Annotated in this window: 15 protein-coding genes and 3 pseudogenes; 15 read left to right on the forward strand and 3 right to left on the reverse strand. The window is 40.4% G+C overall.

Features of this window, described 5'->3' with window-relative positions; translation table 11 throughout:
• The first annotated feature begins 20 nt into the window (after positions 1–20).
• The 3 genes from citX (at position 21) to LC20001_RS02600 (ending at position 1,813) form a co-directional block, all read left to right on the forward strand.
• Positions 21–557 (forward strand): citrate lyase holo-[acyl-carrier protein] synthase, encoded by a 537-nt coding sequence (citX, locus tag LC20001_RS02590; protein WP_099267103.1) that lies wholly within the window; start codon positions 21–23, stop codon positions 555–557.
• A gap of 7 nt (positions 558–564) precedes the next feature.
• Entirely contained in the window at positions 565–1,434 is an 870-nt protein-coding gene (citG, locus tag LC20001_RS02595; protein WP_010011823.1) for a triphosphoribosyl-dephospho-CoA synthase CitG, read from the forward strand.
• Positions 1,435–1,531: 97 nt separating this feature from the next.
• Positions 1,532–1,813 (forward strand): TerC family protein, encoded by a 282-nt coding sequence (locus tag LC20001_RS02600; RefSeq protein ID WP_056943323.1) that lies wholly within the window; start codon positions 1,532–1,534, stop codon positions 1,811–1,813.
• On the opposite strand, the pseudogene LC20001_RS02605 reads toward LC20001_RS02600, so the two are convergent.
• Positions 1,810–2,688 (reverse strand): annotated as a pseudogene (locus tag LC20001_RS02605) (IS982 family transposase). The gene LC20001_RS02600 and the pseudogene LC20001_RS02605 overlap by 4 nt on opposite strands.
• A 105-nt stretch (positions 2,689–2,793) precedes the next feature.
• Here LC20001_RS02605 and LC20001_RS02610 point away from each other — a divergent pair.
• Positions 2,794–3,171: pseudogene (locus LC20001_RS02610) on the forward strand (TerC family protein); the annotation flags it as partial.
• A gap of 232 nt (positions 3,172–3,403) precedes the next feature.
• Here the strand turns inward: LC20001_RS02610 and LC20001_RS14760 are convergent.
• A pseudogene (locus LC20001_RS14760) lies at positions 3,404–3,601 on the reverse strand (YhcH/YjgK/YiaL family protein); the annotation flags it as partial.
• Positions 3,602–3,738: 137 nt separating this feature from the next.
• Between LC20001_RS14760 and LC20001_RS02620 the strand changes: the two are divergent.
• The 3 genes from LC20001_RS02620 to LC20001_RS02630 all read left to right on the forward strand — a co-directional run bounded on the left by LC20001_RS02620 (position 3,739) and on the right by LC20001_RS02630 (position 6,604).
• Positions 3,739–4,767 carry an IS30 family transposase gene (locus tag LC20001_RS02620; protein ID WP_169925060.1) on the forward strand — a complete coding sequence of 343 codons (1,029 nt, stop codon included), beginning with the start codon at positions 3,739–3,741 and terminating at the stop codon, positions 4,765–4,767.
• A gap of 272 nt (positions 4,768–5,039) precedes the next feature.
• Positions 5,040–5,714 carry a helix-turn-helix domain-containing protein gene (locus LC20001_RS02625; RefSeq protein WP_035456673.1) on the forward strand — a complete coding sequence of 225 codons (675 nt, stop codon included), beginning with the start codon at positions 5,040–5,042 and terminating at the stop codon, positions 5,712–5,714.
• Positions 5,711–6,604 carry an IS3 family transposase gene (locus LC20001_RS02630; RefSeq protein WP_099267105.1) on the forward strand — a complete coding sequence of 298 codons (894 nt, stop codon included), beginning with the start codon at positions 5,711–5,713 and terminating at the stop codon, positions 6,602–6,604. The genes LC20001_RS02625 and LC20001_RS02630 overlap by 4 nt, the downstream gene beginning before the upstream one ends.
• A gap of 77 nt (positions 6,605–6,681) precedes the next feature.
• Here LC20001_RS02630 and LC20001_RS02635 read toward each other — a convergent pair whose 3' ends face one another.
• Entirely contained in the window at positions 6,682–7,707 is a 1,026-nt protein-coding gene (locus LC20001_RS02635; protein ID WP_056943364.1) for an IS30 family transposase, read from the reverse strand.
• Here LC20001_RS02635 and LC20001_RS02640 point away from each other — a divergent pair.
• From LC20001_RS02640 to LC20001_RS02670, 8 genes are all read left to right on the forward strand, one after another.
• Positions 7,699–8,382, forward strand: a complete 684-nt coding sequence (locus LC20001_RS02640) for a PTS system mannose/fructose/sorbose family transporter subunit IID (RefSeq protein WP_204773050.1) — start codon at positions 7,699–7,701, stop codon at positions 8,380–8,382. The genes LC20001_RS02635 and LC20001_RS02640 overlap by 9 nt on opposite strands.
• An 85-nt stretch (positions 8,383–8,467) precedes the next feature.
• Complete coding sequence (locus LC20001_RS14550) at positions 8,468–9,010, forward strand: Gfo/Idh/MocA family protein (RefSeq protein ID WP_235804478.1); 543 nt, start codon at positions 8,468–8,470, stop codon at positions 9,008–9,010.
• Positions 9,011–9,048: 38 nt separating this feature from the next.
• Positions 9,049–9,411 (forward strand): hypothetical protein, encoded by a 363-nt coding sequence (locus tag LC20001_RS14555; protein ID WP_225358950.1) that lies wholly within the window; start codon positions 9,049–9,051, stop codon positions 9,409–9,411.
• A gap of 102 nt (positions 9,412–9,513) precedes the next feature.
• Positions 9,514–10,881: an IS4 family transposase gene (locus tag LC20001_RS02650; RefSeq protein WP_099267106.1), complete on the forward strand. Its 1,368-nt coding sequence runs from the start codon at positions 9,514–9,516 to the stop codon at positions 10,879–10,881.
• Between the two features lie 371 nt (positions 10,882–11,252).
• Positions 11,253–11,825, forward strand: coding sequence for an HTH domain-containing protein (locus tag LC20001_RS02655; protein ID WP_056943371.1), 573 nt, complete (start codon positions 11,253–11,255; stop codon positions 11,823–11,825).
• A 66-nt stretch (positions 11,826–11,891) separates the two neighbouring features.
• Positions 11,892–13,265: an IS701 family transposase gene (locus tag LC20001_RS02660; RefSeq protein ID WP_145955951.1), complete on the forward strand. Its 1,374-nt coding sequence runs from the start codon at positions 11,892–11,894 to the stop codon at positions 13,263–13,265.
• Between the two features lies 1 nt (position 13,266).
• A complete protein-coding gene (locus LC20001_RS02665; RefSeq protein ID WP_040473047.1) occupies positions 13,267–14,592 on the forward strand; it encodes a BglG family transcription antiterminator in 1,326 nt (441 codons plus the stop codon).
• Positions 14,593–14,613: 21 nt separating this feature from the next.
• Positions 14,614–16,530, forward strand: coding sequence for a PTS fructose transporter subunit IIABC (locus LC20001_RS02670; RefSeq protein ID WP_056943322.1), 1,917 nt, complete (start codon positions 14,614–14,616; stop codon positions 16,528–16,530).
• Positions 16,531–16,540 lie beyond the last annotated feature (10 nt).

Genomic DNA, 16,540 nt, shown 5'->3' on the forward strand with positions numbered 1-16,540 from the left:
TTTGAAGCGTGAGGGGTAGGATGATGGAGAATATTTTTAAAACAGGTATCGCACAGTCGCTAACTGACGTGATGAATAGCCGTGATATGCGCAACCAATTACAAAATGAACTAATTCAGCGTTATCCAACGGCAACAGTGCTGGCAATTAAGCTAAATATTCCTGGACCAATCAAAAATAATCAATATTTGATTGATTTATTTAGACAAGGCTATCGAGAATTTAGAAAGCAATTAAGCGATAACGCAGTGCAAGTGATTACTGAAATTGATTGGACACGGGATACTGGCCGCGAATCAATTCTAGTAGTTGATTCAGGAGCACTAGCTTTAAAACAAATCGCAATCGAGTTTGAAGATAACACGAACTTTGGTCGTTTATTCGATATTGATGTGTTGAGTTTAAGCGTAGGTCATTTATCGCGTGCGGATTTAAATCTGCCTGTAAGATGCTGCTTAATTTGTTCGCGACCAGCGAAGGAATGCGCGCGCTCACGCCAGCACAGTATTGAGGAGCTCCAAAATAAAATTTCAGCGATCTATGTCGCTTATAGGTGATTTTATAATGACAAATGAGGTAAGAGCTAAAAAAAATGTCCATAATGCGCTTAAGTCACTTTTATATGAGGTTTCGGTTACACCTAAGCCAGGCTTGGTCGATCCGAGCAGTCATGGTGCGCACCCAGATATGACAGTTTTTACGTTTATCGACAGTTCACTTAGCTTGGAGCAGTATTTTTATGAATGTGCAGCGGCGGGCTTTAACTTTACAGGAACCGATTTAACGCAGTTATTTCGTAAACTCAGACCATTAGGGATTCAAGCTGAAAAAGAGATGTTTTTAGCTACAAAAAATATTAATACACATAAAGGTGCTATTTTTTCAGTAGGCATTGCAGTGGCAGCGGTCGGCTATCTTGAGCAAACAAACAAAGCCTTAGATGCATTTCTGATCAGGACTACGATTCGGGATATGTTAGTTGATTTGATTTCAACAGATTTCAATAATTTAACCGATAAAGCTGAAAATGAGTTGACCGCTGGTGAACGCCACTTTTTAAAGTATGGTAAGTCAGGTATCCGTGGAGAAGCACAGGCTGGCTTTCCGGTGGTCTTTGAGCACGCTTTGCCTTTTTTTAAAGCAAGCTCAGGTCCAATTAATGAGCGTTTACTAGATACATTGATGATTATTGCCAGAAATTCTGAGGACTCTAATCTAATCAAGCGAGCAGGAAATTTAGCCATTTTAGATTGGTTACATGAGCAGATTGATTGCTTTTTTGACTTAGGCGGAAGCCAAACTAGTGCTGGTAAGGCGTTTCTTAGACAATTAGATGTCATTTTTTCGGAAAAGCAGCTCAGTCTGGGCGGCTCAGCTGATTTGCTAATTTTGACCGTTTTCTTGTCACTAACGCTAAGCACTGCTAACCAATAAAATGTACTTACGCGTACAGCAGTTCTAGATAATAAATTTATCGATCAGTAGGAGGTGTTTCAACATCGAATTCCTATCTAAATTATTTTCAATCATTGTGTTGAACTTAATATTAAGTGGTGATAACGCAGTTGTTATTGCGTTAGCAACTAGAAAATTAGGGTCTAATAAACGTAATCAGGCTATTATTATTGGAACAGCAGGCGCAGTTATTTTACGGATAATTTTAATGTTGGTTGCTATTCAGTTATTAGCCATTCCTTTGGTCAAAGTGGTAGGCAGCGTATTGCTATTTTATATTGCTTATGATTTAGTGAAACCTAATTCTGATACAGAAATCGATAAGGTTAAAAGTGGGAATACATACGCGTGGTGCTAGTTCGTCATAAAATCAAAAAAGCCTAAATTGTATACCAATATCGTCAATTCAATCTTTAATTGAAAACCAAATAGACTACGGGTGAGATTGGTTTCAATCCCAAATTGCTGGGCTAAAATTGAAAAGCGTGACTCTATTGTCCGCCGTAACGCCTTGAGTTGACGCTTATTATGCTATTTAGCACCTTTCATATTAGAACGATAAGGCGTCCATAAGTTATAGCCTAGGGCCCTAAAACTGGTCTTGAGTTTTTTCCCAACATAACCAACATCGGCCAAAATATTGGGACAAGGACAACCGCTAATTAGCTCAGGCGCTACCTTAGCATCATGAACTGAGGCTGCCGTGATCACATAATTCAGAATATAGCCATTAGCCGTGACGACCATGTGGGTTTTAAACCCATAAAATGGCATTTTCTTGGTGGCATTATAGCCAATGTTGGCCTTCCCAGCAAAAATTCTAACTCTGAAATTACGAACTTTGGCACATAGTGGGTTGGGTAAACTGTCGATAATCGCTAGGTCGCCCGAATGAGCATAATCCTTAGTGATACCTGAGCGAATGGTATTGACTACTGCCAGTAATTGTTGCGCGCGGCGGTTGAAACGTGAACGTGATACCACCATTTGCCGCGGCATAAGCGCTGCCATCAGATAATAGAAGCGGCGTTGCGATTGAATTCCCAGTGTGACTTGTAAGCACAGTAAAGCTAAAAGTTTAATATCAGTAATTTTAGTATGTTCAACGTTGCGCCGCTCAATGACGCTACGCGGACAATAACGCTGATAAAGCAATGAACATAACTGGTAAAAGTAATGGAAACTAACTTGTAATTCGTGACGATTTTGCTTAAACTTGAGGTGGTTCAACACAGTTATTACTCCTTTTAAGTTTTGTCACTTATGAGTCTAACTGGGTTGGACTTTTTTGTTAAATTTCTAAATGTTACAAACTAGCACCACACGTGGAATACATTTTTAGCAGCAGTATGGACGATTATTATCGCTGATTTAGTGATGAGTTTGGATAATGTATTAGCGATTGCAGGGGCTGCTGATGGAAGTACATTACTGGCTGTTATTGGAATCATGATCAGTATTCCAATTGTGGTTTTTGCTAGTCAGTTTATTGTGATACTAATGAACCGTTTCCCTATATTAATCTGGATTGGGGCACTGTTGGTCGCCTATACTGCTGGATCGATGATCATTGAGGATAGATTAGCAGCCCAATGGTTGAATAATCATATTGCCGGAATCAGTCATACGCATCTGATTCCCATATTGGCCTGTGGCTTGTTGATTGTGGTTAGCTTAGTAAATAAAGCTACAAAGCAACAACATGCAAAAAACTAATCAAGTAGCTGATTTTAGATGCTTACAATACAGTTGGATAGCTTCCCTGATATAAATACAGCGGTGTGAATAATTGAATATAATAAAAGACACCTGTTTAAAGTGAGTCTCTGAAAATTGAATAGTCTAATTTCAGTGAATCATTTCACAACAGGTGCTTTTACTTAGTATGCTACTATGGAAAATTATTAACTTAATGAGTAGAAAATAAGTTAGCTAAAATTATTTTTAATTAGCTGATAAATTCGCTTACAGGTAGTTTTATAACTGCTTTCTTTACAGACACCTGTTTGTGGACATTTAGGCAGGCCTCATGTGCGTCATCTGGAGTTAGGAGTAGATAGTCACCTGTTTGAAGGAGTACATTAGTCGTTTTTCCTGTATATTTTTCATAATAAAGTGCATCTTTTTCAGCTAGCGCGTTTGTTTTAACGGTAAGATTTTTTCGCGCGTTTTATAATCAAGTTAGCCAATTAGATCCAGCTAATTGAAAAAATAAAAAACACCAAGACAAATCTCTGTTATCATTGATGTTCCAACACAAAAATGAAAGAGGTTATTGTCTTGATGCAAGAACAGAATACCACAGTCCGAGAAAAAGGTCACCACCTAACTTCATTTGAGCGCGGCAGAATCGCCACGCTACACAGCCAAGGATACTCTAACCGCGCAATTGCTAGAGTTATCGGCGTTTGTCATCAAACAATCAGTAATGAACTACGCCGTGGTGAGATCGACCAAGTTAAAAAAGTGAACGGTCAACGGCAATATCACCGCGAGTACTCGCCAGAAGCGGCACAGGCCAAATACGAAGCTAACCGAATGTCCTGTCATCGACCTTTGAAACTCGCTGGTGTCGCTGACTTTATCCACTACTTTACGGCCCATTTGCACCAAGACGGTTGGTCGCCTGATGCCGCGGTGGGCCGTGCTAAACTTGAAGGCTTATATCAACCTGAGGAGATGGTTTCGACCAAGACGTTATACCACTATATCGATGCGCAACTACTTGAAGTCCGTAATCTTGATCTGCTCGAAAAAAACCGGCGCCGCACCAAACACCACCATTCACCCAAGCATAAGCGTCTGGCCGGACGAAGTATCGAAGAGCGACCTAAAAGTATTGATCAGCGCCAAGAGTTCGGTCACTTTGAGTTGGATACCGTAGTCGGTAAACGTAACGGCCAAGAAAGTGTTATTCTAACGCTGATCGAGCGCCAATCTCGCTGTCAGATCCTGCGTTTGATTGATGGCCGTGACACCGATTCAGTCAACTACGAACTGGCTAAGATCTGCCAAGAATACGGGCACATCATGAAGTCCGTTACCGCTGACAACGGGGCAGAGTTCGCAGCGGCGGGGACGGTGCTTGACGGCGTTGCCGACCTTTATTATGCCCACCCTTACCGCTCTTCAGAACGAGGCACAAATGAGGCGCATAATCGAATGATCCGTCGTGATGTGCCTAAGGGCCTGTCCATGGATACTTTAGGCCCTAGTGATATCCAAGCAGTGGAAGCCAAGCTAAACAACTTACCACGCCGGCAGTCAGGTTACCAAACCCCAAAAGAGCTTTTCTCCGCTGCCGCTGGCTAAAGATTGAATCTTTAAAATATGAATATCAATGAAAATACTGTCTTGCCGGGATTTATTGCGTGGCTAATTTGTTCTTGCAATTTGGGTAAACTTAAATTTTACAATCTACCAAAAGTAAAAATAATATTGATGTGCTGGTACGTCATGAGGTGACCGCAATTGATCCAGCAACTAAATCGGTAACTGTTAAAAATTTGACTACTGCGATAATCCCTTTGTGGTTGTCAGATGAAATACAATAATTCATCTGATGATTATGGAGGGATTTTTGTATGTCCAGATCTAAGTTCACAGTTCTCGAGAAGCTCAATTTAATTGAAGATTATCAGCAGTCGGGGCTCCCTAGGGCTACTTATGAAAGGCGGCATGGAATCGGTAAAGATACACTTAGAAGTTGGTTGATACGTTATCAAAGAGATGGTCTAGAAGGCCTGCAAGAAGCAAAGAAGAATATTCACTATAGTAAGGAGTTGAAGCATACAGTTGTCTTTGCGTACTTAAATGGAGAAGGTACATTTGGTGAGTTGGCGGACAGATATGGTCTGCGTAACGCTACCCAAGCACAAAACTGGGTTACCAAGTATAATGAGGACAAACCTTTGACGGCATCGCCGTCCAGAAAGCGGGTCCCCACTATGCCTAAGAAGACAACTTTCGAAGAACGAATTGAAATCGTTGAGTACGTAGTCAAACATAAACATTCATACGCTGAGGCCGCAGAGCACTTTCAAGTCTCCTATCAGCAAGCACGATCTTGGGTGCTTAAGGCCAAGAACGGTGGTTATGAGGCCCTCGTCGATAACCGTGGTCATCACAGGGACGAGTCTGAATTGACTGATCTCGATAAGGCAAATCTTCGCATCCGCCAGCTGGAAGCTGAGCTTAAAGATAAAGAATTGGTGGAACAATTCGCAAAAAAATTGCTGGAACTTCAGCGCAAGGGGTGAATAAACAGCATCAACTGGCCTACGTCGCAATCAAAGAGGTCAGTCAAGGCAAGCGCGGTGCGCTTACCAAGTTATTAGCCGTTGTCGGCGTAAGCCGGCAGGCTTACTACAAAGGCTTAAAGCGTGAAGAAACAGCTTGGGAAGTTCGTGATCGTCAACTCAAGGAACGGATACAATACTGGTTTGATTTCCATCATCAGGGCATCGGTGCTGGGAATCTCTTAGTGAATCTACAGCATGATGAATCGATTACGTTTGAAGTGACCTATAAAATGGTTCGGCGTGTGATGCGAGAGCTTGGACTGAGGTGTCAGATTCGAGTCAAGAAACACAGTCGTCAAAAAGCTAGTGAGCAGTACGTCCAAGACAATGTCTTAAACCAAAATTTTGATACGGACGCGCCTAACAAAGTTTGGTTGTCTGACTCGACTGAATTGAGATTCGGCCCGAATGGTGAATACAAAATTCGACTGAGTGGCGTTCTTGATCTCTATGGACGCCTTCTCTTGGCACACAACCTCAGCATTACCGAAACCTCAGCTGCGGAAATCGAAGTGTTCCAACGTGCATTTGATCGTGTTGGAGACGTTCATCCATTGATTCATACGGATCGCGGCTCAGCTTATACATCTGGTGCCTTCAACAACTTTCTAGGCCGTTACGATGTGATACGCAGTATGTCTCGTCCAGGTACACCATACGATAACGCGCCGATGGAACGTTGGTGGAATGAGTTTAAATTGCGTTGGATGGAGCGTCATCCGATGCCTAAGACCCTTCAAGAACTCGAGAAGCTGGTTGAAGAAGGTATTGAATACTTTAATCACCACAACCGTTCGGCACAAAGAAACGGCCTCACTCCAGATGAATACTGGAATGAAGCCGCTTAGAAACAGATTCAATTCCCGAATTGTCAAATCAAGTGCAACACTTGCTAAACTTCACTTATAAGTGGTCTAGGTGGTGGTCATGCGAGTAGCTGCTCAGCCATGAATTCATTGGCTGATTTATAACCAAATAGTTTACGTGGCCGTTGGTTAAGTGCCGCGGTCGCTTGCTTAATATGATCATCACTGAAATGGGTAATTGATTGACCTTTAGGGATAAATTCTCTTAGTAGCCCATTAAGCTGTTCGTTACTGCCCCGTTCTGACGGCGTATAAGGATGAGCAAAATATAGGTTGGTCCCAGTGACCTCACTCAGCGCAGAAAATTCTGCACCATTATCAAAAGTGAGTGACTTAACCACCTCAGCATCAAGTTTATTCACAAACTGTTGAACTGCAGCCTTACAGGTTTCAGCCTGATAGTTGGGGATTCTGATCACGACTTCGTAGCGCGTCATTCGTTCAGTTAGGGTGAGCAGTGCCGGTTGATCGCTGGTTCGCTTGCCTTTGACTAAATCACCTTCCCAATGACCAAATTCAGAACGATCATTAGCCGCTACTGGTCGCTGTTCAATTGAAGTCCCCAAGATCTTTTTATTTTGGCGTACACGACCCGTACGGTGCTTTTGGTGACGTTTGACCTGTTGTGGTAAATCGATATTGGCGACAGCTAGTAACCCACGATCAATGTAACGATAAACAGTGGGTGTTGCGGGGCAATATTCAGCTGGATGGTGACGTTTATAAGCACCGACAAAGCTATCTACACTGTGCACCCGGAACTTAGCTTTAAGCGCAGTGGTCAATTGGTTAAAGAATTCCGGATTATGTTCGAGTAGACTTTTGCGATGGCAATTTAAACGGCGTTGTTCGTATTGAATTTGACCGCTATCGGCAAAATAACGCTGGGTATAAACGCCATAACTGGACATTTGCGTCACGGTGCCGCGCTTGATTTCACGGCTGATCGTGCTGGGATCGCGGGCTAATCTTTTAGCAATCGCCCTGATCGAATAATGATCTTCATAAAGACTCTGGATTTGGCCACGCTCCTCACTTGATAGTTGCTTATAAGATTTTTTGATGGTATCTTTAGATTGGGTCATGAAGTCCGTCCTAACTTATTGGTTTTGTCACTTATAAGTTTAAGGCTTCATGGCCTTTTTGGTCTAGTTATTTTGGTGTTGCACTTACATTGTAAATCCGGCAAACAGATTCAATTTTTTATTATTTCATCTGTCAACTTGACAGGGCCTAGTGCAACCAAAGCAAGTTTGATGGGACCATTTTCTGGGATTGGCGATACCTTATTCTGGGGAATTCTACGGGTAGTTGCTGCAGGAATTGCTATGACATTTGGAACACAAGGCAATATTTTAGCACCAATCGTCTTCCTAATTGTTTATAATGTACCATCATTTTGGTGCCGGTGGGAGCTGACAAAGTTAGGCTATTCTTTAGGCTCTCATTATATTGAGGATATGTATGAATCAGGCATGATGGATATACTTACAAAAGCGGCCAGTGTTTTGGGATTAATTATGTTGGGAGGGATGACAGGTAATTTAGTGACATTTAAATCAAAAATGATTTTCCATCTTGGTGGTGGTCAAACATTACAATTACAATCAATTTTAGATCAGATTTTTAAGGGAATTATACCTTTATCGTTGACACTAGGATGTTTCTATCTATTATCAAAAAAGAATGTAAGTTTTACAGTATTAATGATTGGTGTTATCGTTCTTAGCTTAGTATTGGCTTTCTTCGGCATTGCGTAAATTATTGAAGTTATAGTTAAAATAATGCTATTTAAATTTGAATGCTTAAAATGTAAGTTAGAGTTGTAATTGGTCATAAAGGATGATGTTGAAATTAGGTGTTATTGGAACTAATTGGATTACAGAACAATTTATCCAAGCGACAAAAATAACAGGAAAGTATCAGTTGAATACTGTATATTCAAGGAGTAAGAATAAGGCACAAACAATAGCAAATAAATACCATGCTAAAGAAATTTTTACTAATTTGGAATCCTTTTTTTCTAAAGGAGATTTTGAAATTGTCTGTATTGCCTCACCAAATAGTTTACATTTTAAACAAGCTAAATCAGCTATAGCTGCCGGAAAACACATTATTGTTGAAAAGCCAGCTTTTTCTAGCCCTAGCGAAATGTTGGTCATAAATAATTTATTATTAAAGAATACAGGACTGTTTTTCTTTGAGGCGGCACGTCGTATTTATGAACCTAATTTTAAAGCCGTTCAAGCGGCAGTTACTCAGTTAGATAAATTGCAAGGTGTTACTTTGACATATATGAAATATTCCACTCGATATGATCAAGTGCTTGCTGGCGGTGAACCAAATATTTTTCCCTTAAGTTTTCTGGTGGTGCCCTACAGGATTTAGGTGTATACGATGCTATATCATGGTTTGAAGTGCCAGAGATGGTGTATTATTATACGACATTTTTATCAATTGGTATTGATGGTAAGGGGATAGCTATTCTACGATATAAAGATTTTGATGTAACATTAATGATTGGGAAAACTGCTGCTACTTATCTACAGTCAGAAATCTATGGCTTACATGAAACTATCAGAATAGGTGAAAGTGCCGCTGACATTCATGAAATCAAACTATACAATCGTGATGAAGTGACCTTACTAAGTATGCTACCAACAAATAATCCAATGTTATATGAAGCGCAGGCTTTTAGCAGAATGATTGAAATGAATGATCATATTACTGCAGAAAAGTATTTATATTTGAGTAAACAACTAAACCGTGAAAGTTCAAAACCCAGCTAAACCCTGATTGCACTAAGTTATTTTAGCCCAAAATTAAACACAAGCAGCTCCTTGAAGTATACTTGAGTCGTCTAAACCACGATACAAAGGAGTGCTTGTGCTATGGCTAGTATACCGCAAAATAAAATTGAAAAATCAAGTTTTAAAATAATTACCCAATTTTGTGCCTTGGCGCACCTACCAGCTTTGGTCCGCTTGCTCAATGATCACCGCCATTCTAACGTTTCACTAACTGCAATCTTGATTTGGTTACTCAAGGTTATTTTCCAGCGGCGGACACTTTACCGAGCAGAAGCACCAGGCATGTGTACCAAACGCACGGTCTACAATATCTTGAATGACGGTCGGATCAATTGGCAACGGCTTAGTTGTTTATTGGCACAACGGGTGATTACTGGCCTAGCACAGTGGCTCGACGCCCGCAAAAGTGGTGCGCTGATCATTGATGACACCCTGATCTCACGACTGAATGCGAAACAAACCGAGCTTTTAGCCAACACCTTCGATCATGATCGGCAACGCTACTTAAAAGGTTACCGTGGTTTGACCTTGGCTTGGAGTAACGGCCAGCTCGTGTTGCCAGTCACGACGGCAGTTTTGTCGTCACAGAAAGCACGTAATCGGGTGGGCACACCAGCTAAAACTTTAGATCAACGCACCTTAGCCGGACAACGGCGGGCCCAAGCGATGCGGCCAATGCCAGCGGTCGCACTAGAACTGATCAAGCAAGCGCGGGCAAATGGGCTCAAAGCTAAATATGTGCTATTCGATAGTTGGTTTACCTCGCCTAAAATGTTTGCGGCGTTAAACGACCAAAAGTTGATCGGTATTGGCATGCTTAAACGGACCAAGAAGATCTATTACCGCTATCGTGGCCGCCAATACACCGTCAAAACGCTCTATCAGTACTTACGTCAGTCGCATCGTCAACCACGAGCCGACTATTTATATAGTTGCGTGGTTCAGGCCGCTACCGCAAAGTTACCGTTACGCTTAGTTTTTGTCGCTAAACGCCATTGCGCCAACGACTACCTGGTGTTAGCGACCACAAAAACCAATCTGACCCCGGCAGCGATCATTCAACTTTATAGTCGCCGTTGGCAGATTGAGAACTATTTTAAGGCCGCCAAACAATATTTACGCCTTGATCAGACTCAGATCCAGGATTATGACGGGCTTTGTGCGCATATGGCTGTGACCATGATGACCTATGATCTGTTGGCTTGGCAACAGCGGCGCCAACCAGGCGACCCAACGATTGGCGATATTTTCTATCAATTGGATACCTTACTGCCGATCATTGATCTGGCGACTGCAATCGGCCAGTTACTAGGTGAGTTGACTAACCTAAAGGTGACTAAATCACCTGCAAAAATGACTGCGCAGATCAAGACACTGATTGACCAATTTTTAAATGGCTTATCGATTCAAACTTCGGCGCTGATCACGCTGAGCATGAGCAATAGTTGAAGGTTAATTTTTAGGCTGTAAAGCTTGGTGGACTAAGGGATTACTCGAATTGGAACTTTCACGACTTAGTAAACAAGTAAATCAAGTCTTGTATGATTTACGAAGTTCTGCCGAAATAGAATTTGCTGCAGATATAGACTGCTAATCAAGTATGCAAAACTTATGCTTTTATTTTGTGCTTACCGTAATATGACTTTTATAATTAAACCAGAAACGACATAAGCTCTAAATTCAGAGCTTATGTCGTTTCTGGTTTTAGGACAAAAATTACTTTCCTAGCTTGGGCGGAAGAAAATCATGTTTGTATGGATATGAAATTTACCATAGGATAAACATGTAAGGTAAGTTGTCGAATGGAGGAAGGAAATAACATGAAGGATAAATATGCTAAACTTCTTCTTCAATTACAAAAGAGTAGAGGTGGTATTGGTGGGCAAGCATTGGCAAAAGACTTGAACGTTAGTACAAGAACAATACGAAATTACATTAAAGATTTAAATGAAAACTATTTAACTGAAGGTACGATCACCTCAGACAGCACTAAAGGTTATATTCTAAATGGATCAATTACTAATTTAACAGAAACAGATCAGTTAATTTTTGAACAGCGCGCTTTTTTTATCATTAAGTATTTAATGAGCGAATCTGATGTATCTTATGAAATATTAGCTAATAGATTACATTATTCAGTGCCGACAATTCGTAGCGATATTTATCGTATTCAAAAGATTATTGAATCAGAAAGACGAAACGTAAAACTCGAAGCAATTATTTTTCAAGGTGTATCACTACTTGGCGATGAGTTAGACTGTAGGCTGTTGTTAGATAGCTTTTTCAATCCACAATTATTGAATACTGAACAGTTTTTAATTGATTTTAATTTTTATTTTGATGGTTGGGCAAATATCAGCACTTTACAGCTTTTTAAAAAAATTTGGATATAAAAAGGCACGAATGCCTATTCTTTGCTAAAATGAGTTCGACAAAAAACCACTCAGAAAGAAGGATTCGTGTTGAACTCATTTTATCAAAAATCATCACTTTTAACCACCCTCCACGCCTATTTTTTTGATTTAAAAGCGGCTGGCTTGTCTAAGCCAATGGGCCTTAACTATTTTTGGTTGTGTCTAGCGTTGTTAGTGATCGGTGACCGCCACTCGATCCGCCACTTATTTGAACAATTTCTGGGCCGGGTGACGAAGCATTCTTTGAACACGTTTTATCGGGCTTTGGCAGTGATCGGTGACCACTTGCCACAGTTAGAAGTGCGCAACTTGACGTATTTACTGACCTTGATTCCCACTACTTGTCAGGACTTGCCCTTATTATTGGTTCTGGATGACACGGTCCAACCCAAGTTCGGCCACAAATTTACCGGCGTCAAATATCTATTCGATCACGCCGCACATACGGGTAAGCGGCTCGTCAATGCCCATGATTTCGTTACTTTAGGTCTGATGATCCCAACACAGCGGGACCAAGATGACCAGCCAGTTTATACGTTCTTACCGTTAGCCACGCACCTTTATCAGGCGGAACAGGCGACCAAATACCAGCAAGCGGCGCAAATGATCAAGACGACTTTGAAATCGATCGCCAGCGACCAACAAGTGTTCCTACTGTGTGACAGTTGGTATCCCAAAGCTGAGATCAACCAACTGGTCATGACGCAACCTAATCTAGCTATGATCGCCAATGTGCGTAAAGATACCGCCATGTTTGGCTTACCCAAACGCACCGGTAAGCGCGGCCGGCCGCGGAAATATGGTGACCAGATCCATTTGGGAAATATTGCATTAAATCTTTGTTCGGCCGGAGATCAGATCGGTATAGTGCGGTGTCTGACACGCTTGATGCCCCAGCCAGTTTACATGATCCGCGTACAACGCAAGACGACTTGTCGTCTGTTCATGGCGACGAGCGCGCCCGAAGAATTAGCGGCGATCACAACCGAAACCCTAGCCGTTGATCCGACCCAGCTCACCTATCGGACGCCGGAGACCAGCGCCCCTGCGCCAGCGCTACGAGCGTTGGCCTACTATCAAAAACGTTGGGCGATCGAGACCTATTTTTATGAAATGAAAACATTCTGGCACTTCGGTGATTACGCCGTGCGTTCAGTAGCCAAGATTGAAGCCGATCATCATTTATTGAATACGGCGTATACCTTGATGATCGTATTGCCATTGACCCAACCTAGTTTAGCTTTTTTGGTAACCAAAAGTTTGCGTGAACGCAAACTCTGGTTAAGTCGGCAAATTCAAGCGGCGCTGTTTTTGGCTAGTTTAGCGCGGCAAGTGCAAAGGCGGTTAAAAACAACACCGGCCAAAGTGGTGATTCAGTGGTTGGCTTCTTGTTGGTCGGGGGTCAGTGAAAAGCTGTAAAGTGCTGGCAAATATAGGATCCATTAAAAAATTATGTTCTTATATTTATCGAGAATTAAAGCGTAACAATATCAAATGTGATGTTAAATTATTACGTTCCGTATTAACTTATTTAGTAATTTCAGTTTATCGTAACGAGCATGATCATTTTTTGAATAATACTGTAACAAGTACTATGAATATCAATAAATCGGTGTATGTCTTAGCAGAAGCGTTATTTCATCAAACCGTTAGTCTTATTAGTGAGAATACACTAGTTGTGACTAAAAAAATTGAAAATTTTTATTGGTTTTTGATTAGTCAGGAGTTTAGCAGTACTATCGGTCAGCAGTATTATTCAATCAATTCGGAAATTTTGGATTGGGTTAAGGAAGCATTATCTCAAACGAATAAAATTCATCAGATTGATTTTACAAACGATCAAAAATTATTGACGGATCTGGCATTGCATATTTCGCGTGATATTTTACCATTAAAATTTAATTTCTTTATTGAAAATTCTTATCTCCATCATATTAAGACTGATTATGTTGTTGCCTATCAATATGCAGTGACTTTTACGGAATGTTTAAAGCAAGGAGCAGAAATCACATTACCAGAAAATGAAATCGGTTACTTAGCGCTGCATTTTGCTGCCTATATTGAACGTCATAAGCAGCGGGATATAGATGTAGCAATTATATATGGCGCACATGCGGTATCGGCGAAATTACTAGCTCATCGAATTGAGGAATTATTTTCTAATTTAAATGTTAAGCGAATTGTGCATATTTCAAATATAAAAAAAGTACAAGATATTGATTTTATTATTGCAAGTGATCGAATTGTTGTTGAAACAGAGATTCCATTTGTTTTGGTCAATGATTTGTTAACTAAAAATGATGTGAAGAAAATTAACTTACAAATTAATCAGCTAGTTTTATCCAATGTGTTAAAAAATAGCGTTTTAGTTCATGGACAATTTTCTAATAAAACAGAAGTTATTAAGCAACTTCTAGTTCAGTTAAAGCAACCAGAAATGTTGGACAATGTCATGGAGCGAGAACGGCTCTCTTCAACTGATGTTGGAACATTCACAGCTTTACCGCATCCATTGATTATGAAGACGGATTGCCCGTTCTCTATGGGAATCGCTGTTCTAGATAAGCCGATTCAATGGGGTGAACGTGAAGTGAGTTTAGTCATTTTACCACTACCAAACTCAAACAATCATTTAGAGTATGAACGAGTATTCGGTATTTTACAGAAGATCATTGTTAATGAAGATAATTTAGCTCAGTTAAAGCGTTTACAAGTACCAACTGATTTTATGAAATTAATTTTATAATGGAAATGAGGCGAATTATAAATGGAGATTTCTGAAGTATTAAGTCAAGATAATATTCAACTTGATTTACAGGGGGCAGGTAAGGATGATGTAATACGATCATTGGCTACATTACTCTATCAAAATGGTAGTATTAGTGATTTAGAGGGATATATTAAGGATGTTTGGAAAAGAGAAAAAGAGATTTCAACCGCTGTGGGTAATGGTATTGCGATACCTCATGCAAAGAGTAAGTATGTTAAGAAAACGGCAATTGCATTTGGTCGCTCATTAAGTGGCATTCAATATGGTGAAGAAAAATGTCAATTATTTTTCTTGATTGCTGCCGGTGAAAATGCGTCAAATGAGCATTTAAAGGCACTGTCAAAATTATCTGGTTTTTTGATGGACGATATCTTTCGTGCACATTTAATATTAGCACAAAGCAATGCTGAAGTTCTTGATTTAGTTAATGAAAAAGAAGTAGATGAAAAAACTGATTCATCTGATGTAATTGCAAAGCCAAATGATAGCCAAAACTTTATAGTTGGTGTGACAGCGTGTACAGCCGGGATAGCCCATACTTATATGTCCGCCAAAGCTCTAGAGGATGCTGGTGAAAAACTTGGTATTAAAGTTAAGATTGAAACAGAAGGATCTAGCGGTACCGAAAATGAATTGACAAGTGATGAAATTAAACAAGCAAGTGGTGTTGTAATTGCCGCTGATCGCACGATTGATATGTCACGCTTTAGTGGAAAGCGTGTGTTACAAACTTCGACTAAAGCCGGTATTAATGATGCTGAAAACTTAATTAGAACTGCAAATTCAGCACCAATTTATCAAGGTAATGATGGTGATAATGCAATAATTGAGCAGCAAACCAGTGCAAAATCTATTGGTTTTGGTATCTATAAACATCTTATGAATGGTGTTTCGTTTATGCTACCTTTTGTGGTTGCCGGTGGTATTTTGATTGCAATATCGTTTATGTTTGGTACCGGTTCTGCAGATCCTAAAAGTGCAGATTATAATGCACTAGCTGCTTTTTTAAATATGGTTGGTAGCAAAGCCGCATTTGGATTGATGGTACCTATATTTGCTGGTTATGTTGCATATAGTATTGCTGATCGTCCTGGGTTGGCACCTGGTGCAATTAGTGGTATGGTTGCATATTTAGGTGGTTCAGGTTTCTTAGGTGGGGTAGTTGCTGGATTTTTAGCAGGCTACATCATTTTAGGCCTGAAAAAAGTATTCAGTAAATTACCACAATCTCTGCAAGGATTGAATCCGGTACTATTATATCCAGTTTTTGGTACATTGTTTACAACATTAATTATCCAATATTCAATTAATGGTCCGGTTAGTGGGTTCAATAAGGTATTAACTGCTTGGTTAAGTCATATGGGTGGTACTAATGCTGTATTAGTCGGCTTTATTCTGGGTGGTTTATTAGTGAGTGATATGGGTGGTCCGTTAAATAAGATAACGTATGCGTTTGGTATTCAAATGTTAACTACAGGAGTAAACGCGCCAATGGCAGCAATTATGTGTGGGGGGATGATCCCGCCAATTGCACTAGGACTTGCAACCACAATTTTTAGAAATAAATTCACGTCTCAAGAACGTGAAACGGGTAAAGTTGCATATGTTTTAGGTGCTTGCTTTATTACTGAAGGCGTTATCCCATTTGCCGGTGCAGATCCATTAAGAGTTATTCCAGCAAACATAGTGGGTGCAGGAGTTGGCGGTGCATTATCGATGGCCTTTGGAATCACACTTTCAGCCCCACATGGTGGTATCTTTGTCATTCCAATTGCCATCAATAAACCATTATTATATCTTGGATGTATTTTTGCTGGCGCAGCAGTTGAATGTTTGATTGTTGGTTTGACTAAGAAAAGTGTAGCAACTGATGAAGTTAAAGATACAAAATCAGATGCAGTTTCATTATTTTAGATAATCGAAA

The organism is Loigolactobacillus coryniformis subsp. coryniformis KCTC 3167 = DSM 20001, assembly GCF_002706425.1.
GTDB lineage: Bacteria > Bacillota > Bacilli > Lactobacillales > Lactobacillaceae > Loigolactobacillus > Loigolactobacillus coryniformis.